Annotated in this window: 19 protein-coding genes; 12 read left to right on the top strand and 7 right to left on the bottom strand. The window is 42.5% G+C overall.

Features of this window, described 5'->3' with window-relative positions; genetic code table 11:
- Positions 1-24 precede the first annotated feature (24 nt).
- Positions 25-447 carry a hypothetical protein gene (locus tag K5R16_RS04005; RefSeq protein WP_259649762.1) on the bottom strand — a complete coding sequence of 141 codons (423 nt, stop codon included), beginning with the start codon at positions 445-447 and terminating at the stop codon, positions 25-27.
- 116 nt (positions 448-563) lie between these two features.
- Between K5R16_RS04005 and K5R16_RS04000 the strand changes: the two genes are divergently transcribed.
- The gene (locus K5R16_RS04000) at positions 564-1,250 is read left to right on the top strand and encodes an energy-coupling factor ABC transporter permease (RefSeq protein ID WP_220736251.1); all 687 of its coding nucleotides are present in this window, start codon (positions 564-566) and stop codon (positions 1,248-1,250) included.
- 80 nt (positions 1,251-1,330) lie between these two features.
- Here K5R16_RS04000 and K5R16_RS03995 read toward each other — a convergent pair whose 3' ends face one another.
- Positions 1,331-1,738 (bottom strand): GFA family protein, encoded by a 408-nt coding sequence (locus tag K5R16_RS03995; protein ID WP_220736250.1) that lies wholly within the window; start codon positions 1,736-1,738, stop codon positions 1,331-1,333.
- A 268-nt stretch (positions 1,739-2,006) separates the two neighbouring features.
- Here K5R16_RS03995 and K5R16_RS03990 point away from each other — a divergent pair, with 268 nt between their 5' ends.
- The 7 genes from K5R16_RS03990 to K5R16_RS03960 all read left to right on the top strand — a co-directional run bounded on the left by K5R16_RS03990 (position 2,007) and on the right by K5R16_RS03960 (position 6,202).
- Positions 2,007-2,741 (top strand): DUF1538 domain-containing protein, encoded by a 735-nt coding sequence (locus K5R16_RS03990; RefSeq protein ID WP_220736249.1) that lies wholly within the window; start codon positions 2,007-2,009, stop codon positions 2,739-2,741.
- Complete coding sequence (locus tag K5R16_RS03985; RefSeq protein ID WP_220736248.1) at positions 2,741-3,526, top strand: DUF1538 domain-containing protein; 786 nt, start codon at positions 2,741-2,743, stop codon at positions 3,524-3,526. The genes K5R16_RS03990 and K5R16_RS03985 overlap by 1 nt, the downstream gene beginning before the upstream one ends.
- The gene (locus K5R16_RS03980; protein ID WP_220736247.1) at positions 3,516-3,866 is read left to right on the top strand and encodes a P-II family nitrogen regulator; all 351 of its coding nucleotides are present in this window, start codon (positions 3,516-3,518) and stop codon (positions 3,864-3,866) included. The genes K5R16_RS03985 and K5R16_RS03980 overlap by 11 nt, the downstream gene beginning before the upstream one ends.
- The gene (locus K5R16_RS03975; RefSeq protein WP_220736246.1) at positions 3,863-4,270 is read left to right on the top strand and encodes a CBS domain-containing protein; all 408 of its coding nucleotides are present in this window, start codon (positions 3,863-3,865) and stop codon (positions 4,268-4,270) included. The genes K5R16_RS03980 and K5R16_RS03975 overlap by 4 nt, the downstream gene beginning before the upstream one ends.
- 214 nt (positions 4,271-4,484) lie before the next feature.
- Entirely contained in the window at positions 4,485-4,982 is a 498-nt protein-coding gene (locus K5R16_RS03970; RefSeq protein ID WP_220736245.1) for a hypothetical protein, read from the top strand.
- A gap of 15 nt (positions 4,983-4,997) precedes the next feature.
- On the top strand, positions 4,998-5,402 hold the full coding sequence (locus K5R16_RS03965) for a hypothetical protein (protein WP_220736244.1): 405 nt from the start codon (positions 4,998-5,000) through the stop codon (positions 5,400-5,402).
- Between the two features lie 155 nt (positions 5,403-5,557).
- Complete coding sequence (locus tag K5R16_RS03960; RefSeq protein WP_220736243.1) at positions 5,558-6,202, top strand: CatB-related O-acetyltransferase; 645 nt, start codon at positions 5,558-5,560, stop codon at positions 6,200-6,202.
- Positions 6,203-6,305: 103 nt separating this feature from the next.
- Here K5R16_RS03960 and K5R16_RS03955 read toward each other — a convergent pair whose 3' ends face one another.
- From K5R16_RS03955 to K5R16_RS03945, 3 genes are all read right to left on the bottom strand, one after another.
- Positions 6,306-6,662: a glutathione S-transferase N-terminal domain-containing protein gene (locus K5R16_RS03955; protein WP_220736242.1), complete on the bottom strand. Its 357-nt coding sequence runs from the start codon at positions 6,660-6,662 to the stop codon at positions 6,306-6,308.
- Positions 6,663-6,741: 79 nt separating this feature from the next.
- On the bottom strand, positions 6,742-7,383 hold the full coding sequence (locus K5R16_RS03950) for a Type 1 glutamine amidotransferase-like domain-containing protein (protein ID WP_220736241.1): 642 nt from the start codon (positions 7,381-7,383) through the stop codon (positions 6,742-6,744).
- Positions 7,384-7,600: 217 nt separating this feature from the next.
- Positions 7,601-10,708, bottom strand: coding sequence for a DUF748 domain-containing protein (locus tag K5R16_RS03945; protein WP_220736240.1), 3,108 nt, complete (start codon positions 10,706-10,708; stop codon positions 7,601-7,603).
- Positions 10,709-10,901: 193 nt separating this feature from the next.
- Here K5R16_RS03945 and K5R16_RS03940 point away from each other — a divergent pair, with 193 nt between their 5' ends.
- Positions 10,902-11,897: a 2Fe-2S iron-sulfur cluster-binding protein gene (locus tag K5R16_RS03940; protein WP_220736239.1), complete on the top strand. Its 996-nt coding sequence runs from the start codon at positions 10,902-10,904 to the stop codon at positions 11,895-11,897.
- A gap of 6 nt (positions 11,898-11,903) precedes the next feature.
- Here the strand turns inward: K5R16_RS03940 and K5R16_RS03935 are convergent, their stop codons facing one another.
- Positions 11,904-12,284: a VOC family protein gene (locus tag K5R16_RS03935; protein ID WP_220736238.1), complete on the bottom strand. Its 381-nt coding sequence runs from the start codon at positions 12,282-12,284 to the stop codon at positions 11,904-11,906.
- A 320-nt stretch (positions 12,285-12,604) separates the two neighbouring features.
- Here K5R16_RS03935 and K5R16_RS03930 point away from each other — a divergent pair, with 320 nt between their 5' ends.
- From K5R16_RS03930 to K5R16_RS03920, 3 genes are all read left to right on the top strand, one after another.
- Positions 12,605-13,312, top strand: coding sequence for a DUF445 family protein (locus K5R16_RS03930; protein WP_220736237.1), 708 nt, complete (start codon positions 12,605-12,607; stop codon positions 13,310-13,312).
- A gap of 129 nt (positions 13,313-13,441) precedes the next feature.
- The gene (locus K5R16_RS03925; protein ID WP_220736236.1) at positions 13,442-13,792 is read left to right on the top strand and encodes a VOC family protein; all 351 of its coding nucleotides are present in this window, start codon (positions 13,442-13,444) and stop codon (positions 13,790-13,792) included.
- Positions 13,793-13,827: 35 nt separating this feature from the next.
- Positions 13,828-14,172 carry a 5-carboxymethyl-2-hydroxymuconate Delta-isomerase gene (locus tag K5R16_RS03920; protein ID WP_220736235.1) on the top strand — a complete coding sequence of 115 codons (345 nt, stop codon included), beginning with the start codon at positions 13,828-13,830 and terminating at the stop codon, positions 14,170-14,172.
- A gap of 84 nt (positions 14,173-14,256) precedes the next feature.
- On the opposite strand, the gene asnB is transcribed toward K5R16_RS03920, so the two are convergent.
- Positions 14,257-15,921, bottom strand: a complete 1,665-nt coding sequence (asnB, locus tag K5R16_RS03915; RefSeq protein ID WP_220736234.1) for an asparagine synthase B — start codon at positions 15,919-15,921, stop codon at positions 14,257-14,259.
- Positions 15,922-16,278: the final 357 nt, after the last annotated feature.

Below are 16,278 nucleotides of genomic sequence, written 5' to 3'. Positions count from 1 at the left end.
GCTTCGATTGAAGCCCTTTTTTGTTTAAGAGTCGAACTTTGCGATATCAACCTCAGTAGCACCTTCATTACACTCGCCTCTAATACTGCCTCGGTCATACTGAATAGAGCGACTGATCTCTATATAACCTTCGCGGCAGTAGCCGGTCATTTCGATTGTCCGGCTAAGACCATGCTCTATTTTTTGTGTCCAAGCGGTTAGATCTGGCCCTTGATAACGTTTCCTTGAACGCTTTTTTTGTTGTGCTCGCTGTTCATGGGGAAGTGCCTGCTGAGCATTGCCGTCTATCACTAGCTTGGCGCGGTAGGTAAATAGCTTAAGGCCATTGCTTTTTATATCGGTTCTAAATGAATCGGTAAGTTGGCCTGCAAACTCTTCTGGCTCGAGTTCAGGCGTACCGCTACAGGCAGAGAGTAGTAATACCAGCAAAAGGGAGATTTTTTTCATTATTATTTTTATGTTAAAAATTGGTTTCTAATTGCCAGCATAACGTATATTGAAGCAAGTTAGCAGAGCTTTAAAGTGTTTTACATTCGGTTGTCTGAATAGGGAGTGTATAGGTGATGCAATTTTTACAACAACTCGTCAATACTATCAGCCTAAACTCTAACTTTGCAGGGCTTATTGCGACCGTACTACTGGTATTTTGGTACTGGCTCATTTGGCCACAAAAGCAGTTCTCTGAGCTCCTAGCATCAGGCAAAAAACAATCTCGGGTATTTATTGCCACATTTATAATTAACGCTCTTTGGTTAATCAATGCAAGTGTCACAGCCCAAATTCATGTGCACTTTCTAGGTCTGGTAGTGCTAATGCTTATGTTTGGATGGCGTATGGCCAGTATCATTGCTTTATTACCTGTGCTGTTCTTTGCAACATTTGTATTAAAGCAGCCTTTAGATTTTGCTCTTTATGCGATTTTTGCCGTGTGTGTTCCGCTATTTGTTTGCTTTACCTTCTACAGCCAATGCTTTAAATTCCTGCCTCATCACCTGTTTATTTTCATTTTCTTTGGTGCATTCATCAATGCTTTTTTATCTATGTTGGTCCACATTGTTAGCTGGGCATTATGGCTCAATTTGAGTACAGATTATGATTGGTCATACCTTGCGGATAACTATTTAATACTCATTCCTTTATTAGGATTTCCAGAAGCGCTACTTAACGGTATGGCGATAACCATACTGGTGGTTTATCGCCCCGAGTGGCTTTATGACTATTCTGATAGAACTTATTTTTGGAAGCAGTAATTAGCTTTTTGATGGGTAATAGCGAGTGCCATGCTTAAGTGAAAGCTGACTAAGTTAGTTATCAGGGGCAATACGAACATTTAGCTTCGGGACTGTGGGTAGCGAATACAGCTATCGTTCAATGAAAGCCATTTAAGTTGGCTGTCGGTGTGAATATGATACGTTGGCTGTACAGTATTTGGCTCATCAAGCGACACGATTGATAGGGTAATGTAGTTCGGATAACGAGTATCTCTAAAACTAATCTGTGAGCCACATTGATGACAAAAACCACGCCGTACAAATTCTGAAGAGTGATACTCCGTCAGCACTCCCGTTAACCAGCTGAGCTCATCGATATTAAAATCCATCCAAGCTCCAAGCACAGAACCGGTACTTTTTTGGCATTGACGACAATGGCAATAATCTGCAGCAAAAGGGCTCGCGGTTAACTGGTACCTGATTGCGCCGCATAAGCAGCCGCTTTGCTGTGTCATAGTCTTTGTCATAAGCGAACCTTTAGTATAACTGCTAACAGCCTATCGACTCTATTAGCGGAAGTCACTTTATGGTGGTGATTTTATTTCGCTTAAGTCTGAAGGAGCAAAGTGCAAACAGGGTGTTAAGTCCTCCCTAGCGCATTTTAACGATAATGTATTTAGGTCAGCACCTTATAACTCTATGACTTAAGTCACAGATGTGGATAAAAGTGTTAATCGCTTGTTGTGATTTTTAACAGTTTTGGCAGACTGGAACAGTAGCCCCAAAGGAGTGTGTATGGCTTCAATTATTCAGTTGTTAAAAGCGATGTTAAATAGCTTTAAAGATCTAATCCCTATTATTTTAGTGGTTAGCTTTTTTGAAATATTTGTCTTGCATCAAGCCCCAGATAATCTTTTTTCTATCCTTATTGGCCTTATATTCATTGTGGTCGGCCTTACTTTCTTTGTATTTGGTTTGGAGATGGGTTTGTTCCCCATTGGCGAATCTCTTGCACAAGCATTAGCAAGAAAGGGCAGTGTCTTTTGGCTAGTCATTTTCTCGTTTTCATTAGGTTTTGGCACTACGCTGGCAGAACCGGCGTTAACCGCGGTCGCCAATGAAGCTGCCGAAGTTGCCGCCGATGCTGGGGCAATCGTTAACAGTGAAGCCGCTATGGACAGTTATGCAATGGGGCTAAGGTTAACCGTCGCTTTGTCTGTCGGGTTGGCTATTTTGCTCGGTGTGGTCAGAATTCTAAAAGGCTGGCCTATCCATTACATTATTATTGGTGGCTATGTTTTAGTGATGGTGCTGACCTCATTTGCGCCAGAGAATATCATCGGTATCGCCTATGACTCTGGTGGCGTGACCACATCCACCATTACTGTACCTTTAGTCACGGCATTAGGCGTAGGTTTAGCCAGCGTGATTAAAGGCAGAAACCCTATGTTAGACGGCTTTGGTTTAATCGCATTCGCGAGTTTGATGCCGATGATCTTTGTGCTTATTTACGGAATGGTGGTGCTGTAATGGAGATGCTAAGCAAAGTACTAGAAACCTTGATGCTGACAGCGCGAGATGTGATCCCTATTGCGGCGATTTTGTTTGGTTTTCAACTTGGAGTATTAAAGCGGCCCGTAGCCAATTGGCGTCGAGTTGCTGCAGGTTTTGTCTATGTCATCTTGGGGCTAAGCTTCTTTTTGGTTGGGCTTGAGCTAGCACTGTTTCCGATTGGCGAGGCGATGGCGGAGCAACTGACTTCCCCGGCGTTTATCCATGCTGACGACCCGTCAATCACGGTTAATGCATGGCAAGATTACTATTGGGTATATATCTTCGCTGCGGCAATTGGATTTAGCACCACGATAGCTGAACCCTCTCTCATTGCGGTGGCGATTAAGGCCAATGAAGTTTCCGGTGGCAGCATTGGCATTCAAGGATTGCGGATCTCGGTAGCGATTGGGGTTGCTTTTGGGATTTCACTCGGTTGCTTTCGTATTGTGGTAGGCGATCCGATCCATTACTACATTATGGCTGGCTATGTGATTGTGGTTATTCAGACGTTTTATGCCCCAAAAATGATTGTGCCCTTAGCTTATGACTCTGGCGGGGTAACAACCTCGACAGTGACTGTGCCATTAGTTGCAGCGCTAGGCTTAGGCCTTGCCACCAATGTTGATGGTCGTAACCCCTTGATTGATGGTTTTGGCTTGATTGCTTTTGCAAGCTTATTTCCAATGATCACTGTGATGGGTTATGCCCAACTGGTCGAATTTAAAAATAGAACTCAAAAGGAGCGGAATAATGCGCTTTAAACTCATAATTGTTTTTATAGATGATGCATGCACAGACTCTATCCTCAATGCTGCTCGAAGCAAGGGCGCAACCGGCGCGACGGTTATTAACCATGCACGCGGTGAGGGGCTGAAAAAACAGAAGACCTTTATGGGTCTATCGCTTGATATTCAACGTGATGTCGTACTATTACTGGTTGAAGAGCACCTAAGCCGCGCTATTTTGGAAACCGTTAGTGAAGTGGGCGAATTTGATAGTGATTCAGGAAAGGGGATCGCCATTCAAATTGATGTTGAAGATGCTGTTGGTGTTGCGCACCAAGTCCAACAGTTGAGCCATGATATAGAGGATCAGATATGAGCAAGCAAAATCCAGTCAGAAATCATGATGTAATGTGCCAAGAATATGCCATGGTAGATGGGCTTCAAACGGTTGCAGAGGCAATAGAGCAAGCGGTATCGCATAAGGTCAATGTATTGTTCGTTAACAAACGTCATGACGATGATGAGTACGGCATGGTGCTCATGAGTGATATAGCGAAAAAAGTATTGGCAAAAGATAAAGCCCCAGAGCGGGTCAACATCTACGAGATCATGGTAAAACCTGTTCTGTCAGTCGATGGCAATATGGATGTGAGGTATTGCGCCCGTTTATTTGATCGCTTCGGTATCACTAAGGCCCCTGTGGTTGAGCAAGGGAAAATTGTGGGGTTAGTCAGCTATCACGATATTGTGCTTAAGGGTATGATTAACAAAGCAGACTAGAAGAATGCACAGAGCACAGTCCGCTGTGCTTTGTGTTGCGTTTCATTGAAAATGAGTAAAAAACTGCCGATAACGTTCCCATGCTTGCATCTCTATTCAATTAATGACATTTCTTGTTAAAATACTTATCGTTAAGCAATAGTTTAGTGCTTTATCACTTTTAGAATATGCCGTCCGTTAATGGGGCATTACACTCATATGGACGATGTTGACTGTGCCAGCCTTATTTATCCCCCAAGATTTTGAAGTACCGATAACGTTTGATTGTCAGCACTTTCATTTTTGCGTGCTCGAAGATACGATTTCAGCGTTAGATTACGAAGCCGTAATGTCCAGCCATTTGAGCTTGCAAGGCATGTTTGGAACGCGATATATGTGGCCTAAAAGTGATATGACGCTGGATGAAAATACTGAAAGTTTACGTATTCATAAACAAGAGTTTGAATCACGCGTTGCATTTGCTTACTCAGTATTCAACAGTGCAAAAAATAGGTGTTTAGGCTCCATTTATATCGATCCAAGTCAATTACCTCAATATGATTGTGTTGTATATTTCTGGATCAGAGACGATAGTCTTGAGCTGGAATCAACACTGTACCAAGCAGTCTTAAACTGGCTCCAAAAACAGTGGCCTTTTTCGAAAATTGTATTCCCTGGTCGGTCACTTTCTTTGGAAACATGGGAAAAGAGCTCATCTCTGCAAATAATTTAAATCGAAAAGTGCTTTATGGATCCTGATTATAAGCAATGTACGCTAGCTGAATTATATGATGTTGAAGAAAACATCAATAAACAGCGTTATCCGCAGCGATATAGTGCGTTAATGCAAGAGATCGCGTACAGAAAGCAAAATCCGGACGCTGAACCTAAGCCAGAACCAATTAATGACAATGAAGAGAGTCAGGTTGAATGGATGATTATGTTTCTATTCTTTATGATTATTGTTTATGCATCATTTGTGCTAATTGACGCTTACTTGACGGGAGTTATTCGCGGTAAACACAGCCATATCTACCATATAGATACGAGCCCGCAAGGCTACTATAGGACTCTCTCCATCTATGCGCTTGCGGCTGTTGGACCTTTCCTTATTATTGTTAACCTACTTATCAAAAAGTTGTTTAACAAGTAGTTACTATTTATTAGAGAGTATTCAAGCTGTTGAGGTTTAGCGACTTTTGTTTGCGGTGACAGCTTTTGTACATGAAAAGAGTGCAGAGTTACTGTCAGCTTTTTTAGATTTTTGAATAGGCAGTTAGATTCTTGACTCCAACTATAGAGCGTTTTATGAAAAATAAACATTGGTCTAAATATCAATTGCTGAATGAAGTGGTTAGCAATAAAAATATTACCATCAAGGGCAGTTACAGTTACTACAGCGATTGCTGGGATAATGGCTTCGAGAATTCAGTGGTACGTTATTTACATGGCGATGAAGTGAGCCGTCAGTGGGAGCCTCGATGGCATATCGACAAGCTATCAATCGGTAATTATGTGTGTATAGGCGCTGAAGTCATCATCTTAATGGGAGGCAACCATACCCATAGAGCTGACTGGTTCTGCCTTTATCCCTTTATGGATTTTATTGATGAGGCTTATGTGGGTAAGGGTGATACTCATATCCATGATGGCTGCTGGCTCGGTATGCGAGCGATGATAATGCCAGGAGTGACAATCGGTGAAGGGGCTATTATTGCCGCAAACAGTGTGGTGACAAAAGATGTCGCTCCCTACAGTGTGGTTGCAGGCAGCCCGGCAAAGTTAGTTAAGTATCGTTTTGAGGAGAGTACCATTTCTGAGCTGTTAGCTTTGAAGATCTATGATTGGTCTGAGGATAAGTTTAATGCGCTAAAGCGCTATCTCTGTAGTTCAGAACTTTCTGAGTTAAAAAGCGCAGTGCGAGCTTATGATGAAGCTGAAGTGACGACTTAAGGCCGAATACCAGCCTATATAAAGGTTTGATCGCAAGAGTTTAGCAATAAAAAAGGTAGCTCATAGGCTACCTTTTTTGTGGGACTGACTTAATGCTTTACGTTTAAGCAAACTTCTTATCTAAGAAACCGATGATTTCAGATGATTCATACATCCAAGTCGCTTGGCCTGCATCTTCAATTTTTAAACAAGGAACTTGTAGCTTACCACCTTCAGTCAGAAGGGTATTTTTATGGGGTTCTTGCTTTGCATCAAGAGTCACAATGTTGAGCCCTTGGCGACGTAATGAGCGGCGTACCTTTACACAAAACGGACAGGCTTTGTATTCATAGATGGTCATATTTTTTGTGGCATCATCTATCTTTTGCTGTTCAGCGATAGGACGCTTAAGCTTTTTTGGAGAAAAAATAAAGTTAAAAAACAAAATGATCCGACCTAGTACCCAACGAATAACAAACATTTACTACCCTTAATGTGTTTTGATTCGCGAAGATTTTACCCTATGCATTGCGGCGTTAACAGCTTTGATTAGAAATCGTTTACTTAGCGGGATTTTTATACAGAGTTGGAGTGCCATAGAGTACCAACTCTTTACCCATTTGCAGCACAGCGTCATTGTCTGAACACAAATAGCAGGGGCTTTTTAGCTCTCTTAGTTGCTGCTTAAAATGAATTTGATTTAACTGCTCCTCTGTAACATGGGGCACAAATTGAAAATTGACCAAGCTGATGGCACGCAGTGCAGCCTCTTCATCAGTTATCATATCGCCGCAAAGTGCGGCACTGGCTATGGATGGGGTTAACAGCATGGCCCCAGCACTGACGCCAACGATTGCACCACCATCTTCAACAAATGACTTTAATACTGTGTTGAGTTCTCGTTGCTTTACTGAACGCAAAAAACGCTGAGTATCTCCACCGGATAAGTGAATAACATCACAGTTTAATAGTGCATTAAACGCCTCATGGTTAAAGCCTGATTCAAGCTCTAAATAGACACTCATCTGTGCATTAAGAGACTGATAAAGCTGCTGTGTTTGAGCAAAGTACTCACGATTAGGATCCGGTTGAGAGGCGATGTAACCGACGTTTGGTTTTTCTTTGGCGACCGCGGTTAGCAAAGCGCTGATAGCACGCAGTGCATTCGGTGATGTGGGTTGGCTTATAAAAGCTAAGTTCATCGCTATTCCATTAAAAGTATTGTCCTTGGCTTTAAATACTACCTTTGTGAACCAAGCAAATAAACATTTGTACGCTTAAATTTATGATTATTTTATAACCTTTAAATGAACTATATTGGTATAAAATAAAAAGGCACCTTACTAGGTGCCTTAGGTGTACGACTCAATCAGCTGTTACTCGTTGGCGAATATGGGGATTAGCTTGTTGCAAACGGCACTAATTGGCGGTCAACGTCAGTAACGCCTGACTGGCGCCAGTGTTTAAGTTAACTCGACTATCGAGTAAAAATACTCTTTCTGGTGCGACAGTCTTACTGTCGGCTAAGAAAGTCTTAACTGCACTTGCCCGTTGCTGAGCGAGGTCTCCAAGCGCATCATCAGAGATCCGCTGCGCGCTTAGGCTGAAATTATACAATGCAATATGCCAGCGAGTCGTCAGCTGTTCATCTGTTAGCGCATTATCACCTTGGTGCTCTGCTTCAATAGCAGTTTTAACATCAACTGCAGGGCTGGCGAGTTCAGTTTCATACAGTAACTTTAACGCATCCGATAGCGCACCTGTTGTTGGGTATGTGCTGGCACTTAAATCGGTTGGCAGTTGCTCTATTTCAAGTTGAGCAAGCTGCGCTAATTTCTGCGCGAGTTGTACTTCAGATAAGGCGCGGTTGTCGTCGGCAACATTGACCGCGCCCTCAACATTGAGTTTAAGCATTGGTCGATCAGCTAAGCCTTTGGCGAGTTGACCTAAAGTCTCTTTAGCTTGGTCATTCAGTTCATTGCTGCCGGCGTCGAAGTTGACTTTATCGAGTTCATCATCGTCAGCGCCTAACAAACCTGCCAATAGCGAGAACGGCGCCGTTACGGCTTTGGTGATGACATTGGTAAAGGCGGTCATCACAATACTACCAAAACTAAAGCTAGGCTCATCTAAGTCGCCTGAAACCTGTAGACCGAGATCAATCACTCCATGACGGTCTTGTAATAGGGCAATTGCTAATGTCACTGGCAATGTGGTGGCTAAGCTGCTGTCACTGGGTTTACCTAGTTCGAGTTGATCAACCACTAAATGGTTATCACCGACCAATTGATTGTTCTCAAGACGGTAGTTTAAATCTAGCGATAATTGACCTTTATCGATGTAATAACCCGCGTAAGTTCCTGAATAAGGGTTTACTGAGGTGAGTTCGACATGCTTAAAGCCGAGGGCTAAGTCTAAAAATGGCTGCTCCAGTAGTGGGTTGATATCACCTTTCAGCGTCACCGGTGCGTAACGATCGATTTTCCCTTTGATGTCTACTGATGCCGCTTGTTGACTCGAAGACGAAAGTTTAGTGACTTGACCATTAAGCTGCTCAATGCTGGCTGCAAAGTTAGGCGTTAATGAATTATCGGCGAAGAAGGTCGAACCATCGTTAATGCTGATCTTATTGATGCTAATAGCCATTGCTGTGGCAGCGACTTTATCAGTGTTACGCGTGGTTGGCTTGGCGACTTTTACGCTCGTGGCAGTTTGTGCATTTTGCTCTGACGATTGGCTTAACTCTGAGGTTGTAGGGGTTACCACGAGCTCGCCAAAGTTGGTGCTTTTATCTTCAGCAATAATGATACGCCCGTAAGGCTGCTTTAGCACTATGTGGTCTATTTCAACGCTATTGGCGGCTTTATCGAAACCAATGGCATTAATATCGACATTTTTCCATTTTAATAATGTCTTCTTTTGCACTGTGTCTTTTACAAGCAAATCGCTAATATTCAACGCGCCGTTATAGCTAAGTTGATCTGCCTCGTTGTTGAGTTCTAAACTGCCTTTTGTTGACAATAACCCCTGCTTTAAATCGATATTGATGTATGGGCTAAGGTAATCTTGGAATTGATTTAAACCAAGATTTGATAGCTGTAATTGGCTCAACACATTTTGCTGTTTAATATCAATGCTGCCATCTGCGGATAAGGTACCTTGCTGATTTATATCAAGCGACAGTTGGTAATCAATGGGGCTGGATAGGTCAGCATTGATTTTATCTGTGTGTAATTTAAGGTCACTTATCTGCCAAAGTGTCCCTTGGGTGAGAATATTTTCAGTTAGGTTCACTTGGTAGTTTTCGATGTCGACAGCGTTTAGTACCGCGGTCCAAGGTAAGCTTTGTGCCTCCTTATCAGCTTTAGCAATAACGTCGTTTTGTTGTTGCTTAGGTTCGGGAGTCGCCGCCAATTTTGGCTCAAATAGCTTTTCGAGGTTACTGCCTTTTTGATTGAGGATGGTGTTGACAACTAAGCCCTGAGTTCGGATTTTGGCGGCACTAACGGATTGCTGATGCAGATCAAACTCTATCCCTTCAATAGCAAAGATAGGTAAGCTGGCAACCGTCGTCTTGTCATCTATCAGCGTAAGATCTTCGAACTTGATTAAGCCTTCATTGGTGGTGACTTGAAAATGGTCACTCATCTCTTCTAGGCGATACTGGCTGTCGACACTTAATCTGCCAGAGGCTAGATTGGCAATAAATTGCTTATCAACAAAAGACCAAAACTGTGGCAGTTGAATATCGGTCAATTGAATATCACCCACAATAGAAAGTGGTTCGAGTTGCACAATACCTTGAGTCGCAATCTCTCCACCATTATTACCCACAAGATGGATAGCATAGTGGTTGCTTTGCACTCCCTGTTTGCTTTGCATCGACACTGATAGTGCATTTTGTGAGTCAAATGACTTAATATTCAGGTTTACTTGGGGGTAGCGTAACTTGCCTTCGGTAATGTTATCGATAAAGCTAAGATCTGCATCAACAATCGCCAAATTCTCAACCATAAAGTGAGGCAGAGCTGTTGCAGCTTCAGGTGTTTCCTCTGCAGGGCTGCTATTTTTTGCCAGAGTGTCTAATATATCGCTAAAATTGAAAGTTAATGAGTCATCGGTTTTGAGTCTTTCAACATTCAGTGAAGGGTTTAACAATGTCACATCCGCAATACTAAAAGCGGTATTAAAAATAGAGTGCCAAAAGCGATATTCAAAAGTAAGTTGTTCAAATCCAACAAATTCGTCGCTGTTTAGGGTAGTCTTACTTTCCTGAATTTGAAATTGGTCAATAGCCACTTTTAAGGTAAAGGGGTTGATTCGAACATCATTCAAGATCACAGGGCGTTGCAGCACATTCGACAGTTGTTGTGGTATTTGTTTCACTGCAATATAGGGGATTAGTAATCCTAAAATTGCGGTAAACACAAGGTACAGTGTAGCAGCGAACGTGAGTAGACGCAGGTAGCGAGGTAGTTGGCGAAATTTATCTCTAAATCCAACAAGTGATTTTGGGACGATAGTCATACTGACCTTACTTCTTCTTTAATGAATGAGTACTTCATTTTTGCTAGCCCGTAACCCAAGGGCTAGAACTCTTTGGTGGTTACAAAAGCGTTACAAAGCAAAAATAGACTCCTATAATTTTAGCTACATTATTATAGAAATGCGCTTGAGATCATATTATTTTTTATTATTAATTGAGAAACAACGTTAGCCCATGACAACTTTCTTTTTAGATGGTCAAGCTTTTGATTCCGATGAAAATGAATCGGTACTTGAGGCCCTTATTCGCAGTGGCAATTCACTCAACTACTCCTGTAAGAAAGGAGCTTGTAAAACGTGTTTGTTGCAACATGTCGGGGGGGAGCTGTCCACGGGGTCCCAGCGAGGCTTAAGCGCTCGCCTCAAGGCGAACCATTATCTGTGCGCATGCCAGTGTATTCCTGCTGAAGGGCTTAAGCTGAAAACGGTGCTTGAGCAAGACCTGTTTGTGTCTGCTCAATTAGTTGAGCGGATATTCATGACTGACAATATGATGAAAGTCGTGGTGAAAGTTTCTGAAAACCTCAATTGTCTTGCTGGGCAATATATCAACCTTAGACGCTATGACGGTCTGACGCGCAGTTATGCGGTCGCTAACGTCGATGGCAATGTCATTGAGCTGCATGTTACTCGAAAGTACAATGGCCAATTTAGTGGTTGGTTATTTAATACTGCCAGTAATGGAGAACAACTGCTTATTCAAGGGCCTTTAGGTCAATGTGTTTATAAGGCTGAGTATCAACAAGATAAGCTTATTTTGATTGGTCACGGGGCCGGTATTGGCGCTGCAATGGGAATTGTTGAACAGGCTTTGGCTATGTCACATCAAGCCGAAATATATCTCTATCACGGTGCCCGAACAGTTGAAGAGCTTTATCTGCAAAAGCGATGTTTGTCGTTAATGCTAGCCCATAAAAACGTCCACTATCGGGCTTGTATTACCGCAGCGACTCAAGTTGATTTATCGGGTTTACGTTGCCAACAAATCCAACCCTTTGAGCTTGCAGCGAGTGAGCACCCAGTCACTCGGCATAATAGAGTGTTTCTTTGTGGTGAACCTGAAGCGGTTGTTAAAGCTCAGCAACAAGCGTTTTTGGATGGATTTGAGTATTCAAAAATTCATGTGTTGCCATTTGAATATAAAGATCTTCGTTCAGTAAAACGCGGTTAACACCGCTTATAGGGCAAGGTAACTAATTGCTGCGATAATCGCTCCTTGGGGGTCTTTTAGCCAGCAAAAACGGCCAATGCCAACAATATCTTCTGGACCAAATAGAATCGTCGCGCCCAGTTCATGAGCCTTTTCGGCAATGGCGTCAACGTTTTCTACCGTGATGTATCCAGTCCAATTACTTGGCATGGCTGGTGCTGGACTTTGTGCAATACCACCAATATCAATGCCGTCGTTAATAATTATATGGTAGGGCGCGTGGGCTACAACAATGGTTTTGAATTTCCAGCCAAACACTTGGCTGTAAAAGGCCATGGCCTCTTTACTGCTGCTGGCTGTTAACTCATGCCAGCTTAATGAACCTGAATTGACAGAGGTGGGCTTCATTGGATTTCCTTGATAGGAATTGCTCAAACAAGTGTAGCTTCTAACCTTGCAACAAGAGCCAATATCGCACAGCATTTGGCTCACTAAAATGGTTTGCATCGTTAAAAGGGAGCCTAACGTGTTGAAGGTTGTAGGCATATTGGAGGTGCTTATATTGAATTGTTAGGCTATTAAATTGATAAAGAGATCTAGCTAGCTAAAGGTATTTCTCCTTTGTTATCTCAGTAGCAGTTTTGGCGGCAAAAGCATAATTCTATTGCCTAGTGAGTTTGCCTGGAGGTAACATAGCCCGTTTTCGATCATGCTTACGGGGAATTAGCTTGAATAAAAGTGTTGTTACCAATTTGATTGCTGCGCTCGCAGTATTAGCCGGCTACCTACTAGCGCAGCCAATTCTTCTAACTGTTGGTTTATTTGCTCTGTCGGGTGCGGTCACTAACTGGCTCGCTATTCATATGCTGTTTGAAAAAGTGCCTGGTCTCTATGGTTCTGGTGTGGTGCCATCTCGCTTTGAAGAGTTTAAAGAAGGGATTGCTCATCTGATGATGAAGCAGTTTTTTACCGAAGAGAATATTGAACGATTTCTATCGCAGCAAGGAAATGCAGAGCAGCATATCGATCTGCAACCCGTGATCGAGAAGTTAGATCTGTCACCTGCATTTGACGCTTTAGTCAGCACTGTTTCACAGTCCTCACTGGGTGGCATGTTATCGATGTTTGGCGGTACCGATGCGATTGAACCGTTGCGTGAGCCGTTTATGGAAAAAATGAAAACATCGCTCAGTGAGATATCTCAGTCCGATCAATTTTACGAGTTACTTAAAGCAGAGCTCGAACAAAGCAATGTCATCGATGATATGCGAGTGAAGATTGAGGATATTGTTAACCAGCGATTAAATGAATTAACACCGCAACTGGTCAAAGAGATAGTGCAGGATATGATCAAGAAGCATTTAGGTTGGTTAGTCGTTTGGGGCGGAATTTTTGGTGGCTTAATCGGTTTAGTCGCTGCGTTGGTTCAAGGCTAATTGCTGTACTTGTTATAGATTTTAAAGGGAGCTAAGGCTCCCTTTTTTATGGGTAAAATTTACAGAGAGCATACGGAACGTGCTATGGTTTTATACCACAAAAGTATTTTTAGATACTGGGAGCAATGGATGAGCCTACACCACACAATAAATTATTTGGAAATGCCTGTTAAGAATATTCAATCGACAAAAGATTTTTTCGGCCAAGTGTTCGGTTGGGAGTTTGTCGATTATGGGCCTGAGTATAGTTGTTTTCTAAACGCTGGAATAACCGGCGGATTCTATCTATCCGAACAAGATTTTACGTTAACAAAGGGCTCTCCTTTGTTGGTCATTTATTCAAATGAGCTAGCCAATTCCTTGCAGAAGGTCACCGATGCTGGTGGTACTATCAGTAAGCCAGTATTTGAATTCCCAGGTGGAAGAAGGTTTCACTTTTTAGATCCTAATGGCAATGAATATGCGATTTGGTCTGAGTAGCCAACGCGATATAACTAAAAGAAGAAGGGCTGGATATGCCACATTGTGTTATTGAATATGCGAAACCATTAAAGCACGTTATATCAGTCGAAGCATTGGTCGAGGCGACACATCAAGCCTTGATTGACTCGCAATTATTTGAGCCGCAAGCGGTGAAAACCCGCGCCCATGGGGTTGAACACTTTCGAGTCGGTGAAGATCAAGAAAATACCTTTGTGCACATTCATACGGCCATTATGCCAGGTCGAACAGATGAGCAAAAAGCGCTGCTACTTGAGCGAGTATTTGAGGCTATTTCACTCATCACCAATTCTGTGAGTAGCGTAACGATGGAAATAGTCGATATTAATAAGCAGCATTATATTAAGATGATCAACTGAACCGTTATAAACTCTTGATATATAAAAGCCACTCTTAGGGAGTGGCTTTTTTGATGCTGTTTGATCGACTTTCTCTAGTTGGTATTAATAAGCGCTGTCGTGGACAGACTGTACTGCACGGCCTGACGGGTCAATAATACCTTGTAAGCTTTCATCCCAAGCGAGTGCCTCTGGGGTTGAGCAGGCAACAGATTTACCACCTGGTACCGTTTCTGCAGCGCTCGCAAGCGGGAATAGTTCTTCAAAGAAAGTGCGATAGAAATAACCTTCTTTAGTCTCTGGCGTGTTGTATGGGAATCTGAACTTAGCGTTAGCCAACTGCAGATCATCAACTTTAACCGCGGCATGATCTTTTAGTCCATCAATCCATGAGTAGCCCACACCATCACTAAATTGCTCTTTCTGACGCCAAGCCACTTCTTTCGGCAATTTATGCTCAAAGGCTTCTCGAAGGATGTGCTTTTCAATTTTGCCATCTTTTGACATTTTAGCTTCAGGGTTGGTGCGCATAGCCACATCCATAAACTCTTTATCCAAGAAGGGCACACGTGCTTCAAGTCCCCAAGCCGCCATGGCTTTGTTGGCACGTAAGCAATCAAACAGGTGTAACTTATCTAGTTTACGTACTAACTCTTCATGGAACGCTTGTGCATTGGGTGCTTTGTGGAAGTATAAGTAACCACCAAATAGCTCATCAGCACCTTCGCCAGATAACACCATTTTAATACCCATGGCTTTAATTTTTCGCGCCATTAAATACATAGGCGTTGCAGCACGAATCGTGGTGACATCGTATGTTTCGAGGTGGTAGATCACATCTTTAATAGCATCGATGCCATCTTGAAAGGTAAAGGTGATTTCGTGATGAATGGTACCGATTGCATCGGCAACCTTTTTCGCTGCAATTAGATCCGGTGCGCCTTCAAGGCCGACAGCAAAAGAGTGCAGTTGTGGCCACCAAGCACTGGTTTCACCGTCATCTTCAATCCGTCGTTTAGCAAATGTTTGGGTGATTGCAGAAATAACTGATGAATCTAAGCCACCAGAAAGTAGTACGCCATAAGGAACATCAGACATCAACTGACGTTTAACGGCAGCTTCCAGTGCATCACGCACCTCTTCACTGCTGGCTGGGTTGCTTTGAACTGCAGCAAACTCACGCCAGTCACGCTGATAATAATGAGTTAGTTCACCGACTTTACTTGATAGATAGTGACCCGGAGTAAAGGTATCAACAGTTTTACAGACCGGCATCAGTGCTTTCATTTCAGAAGAGATATAGAAGTTACCTTCAGCATCTCTGCCGGTATAAAGCGGGATGATCCCCATGTGATCGCGACCGATTAAATAGGTGTCTTTTGCTTTGTCATATAACACAAAGGCAAAAATGCCGTTGAGCTTATCTAAGAACTCAGTGCCATATTCTTGATAGAGCGCTAAGATAACTTCGCAATCTGAGTTTGTTTGGTAGCTGTATTTGTCACCGAGTTCAGCTTTAAGCTCTTTGTGGTTATAGATCTCACCGTTAACGGCTAAGACGATAGTTTCATCTTGGCTAAGCAATGGCTGAGCGCCGTGTTCAATATCAACAATCGCTAAACGTTCGTGAGCAAGAATAGCTTTGTCACTGCTATAGATCCCAGACCAATCCGGTCCGCGATGACGTAGTAGTTTTGACATTTCGAGTGCGACTTGGCGCAATGGCGTCGAGTCTGATTGAATATCTAAAATAGCGAAAATTGAACACATAGGTCACTCCAAAAAATGTCAGTCTTAATCTCAATTGAGTATTACTCTGCCACTGAAACTCGTCACTATCAAATCGGTAATTGGTGATTTGCTAGTTTTTTAGGGTTTTTTGTCGGTTAATTGTCATTATTTTAACTTTAAAAATGAGAATGCAATAAATTATTGTAGGTTTTATTGGTATATGTTCATTTGTTGGTGTTGAAGTCCAGCTGTTAATGGATAAACGGCAACGCAGTATCAGTAATCATAGAGAATGCAGTTTTAAGTGAATTAAGTGACATTTTTCACATAAAATCATTATTCGTTGGCATAAGAAAATAAAAACGCCCGAAATAACTTCGAGCGTTTTTTATTTGT

Source organism: Shewanella sp. c952 (genome assembly GCF_019654975.1).
Taxonomy (GTDB): Bacteria; Pseudomonadota; Gammaproteobacteria; order Enterobacterales; family Shewanellaceae; genus Shewanella.
The sequence above is the reverse complement of the archived record's forward strand: the minus strand, read 5'-3'. Positions and strand labels throughout refer to the sequence as shown.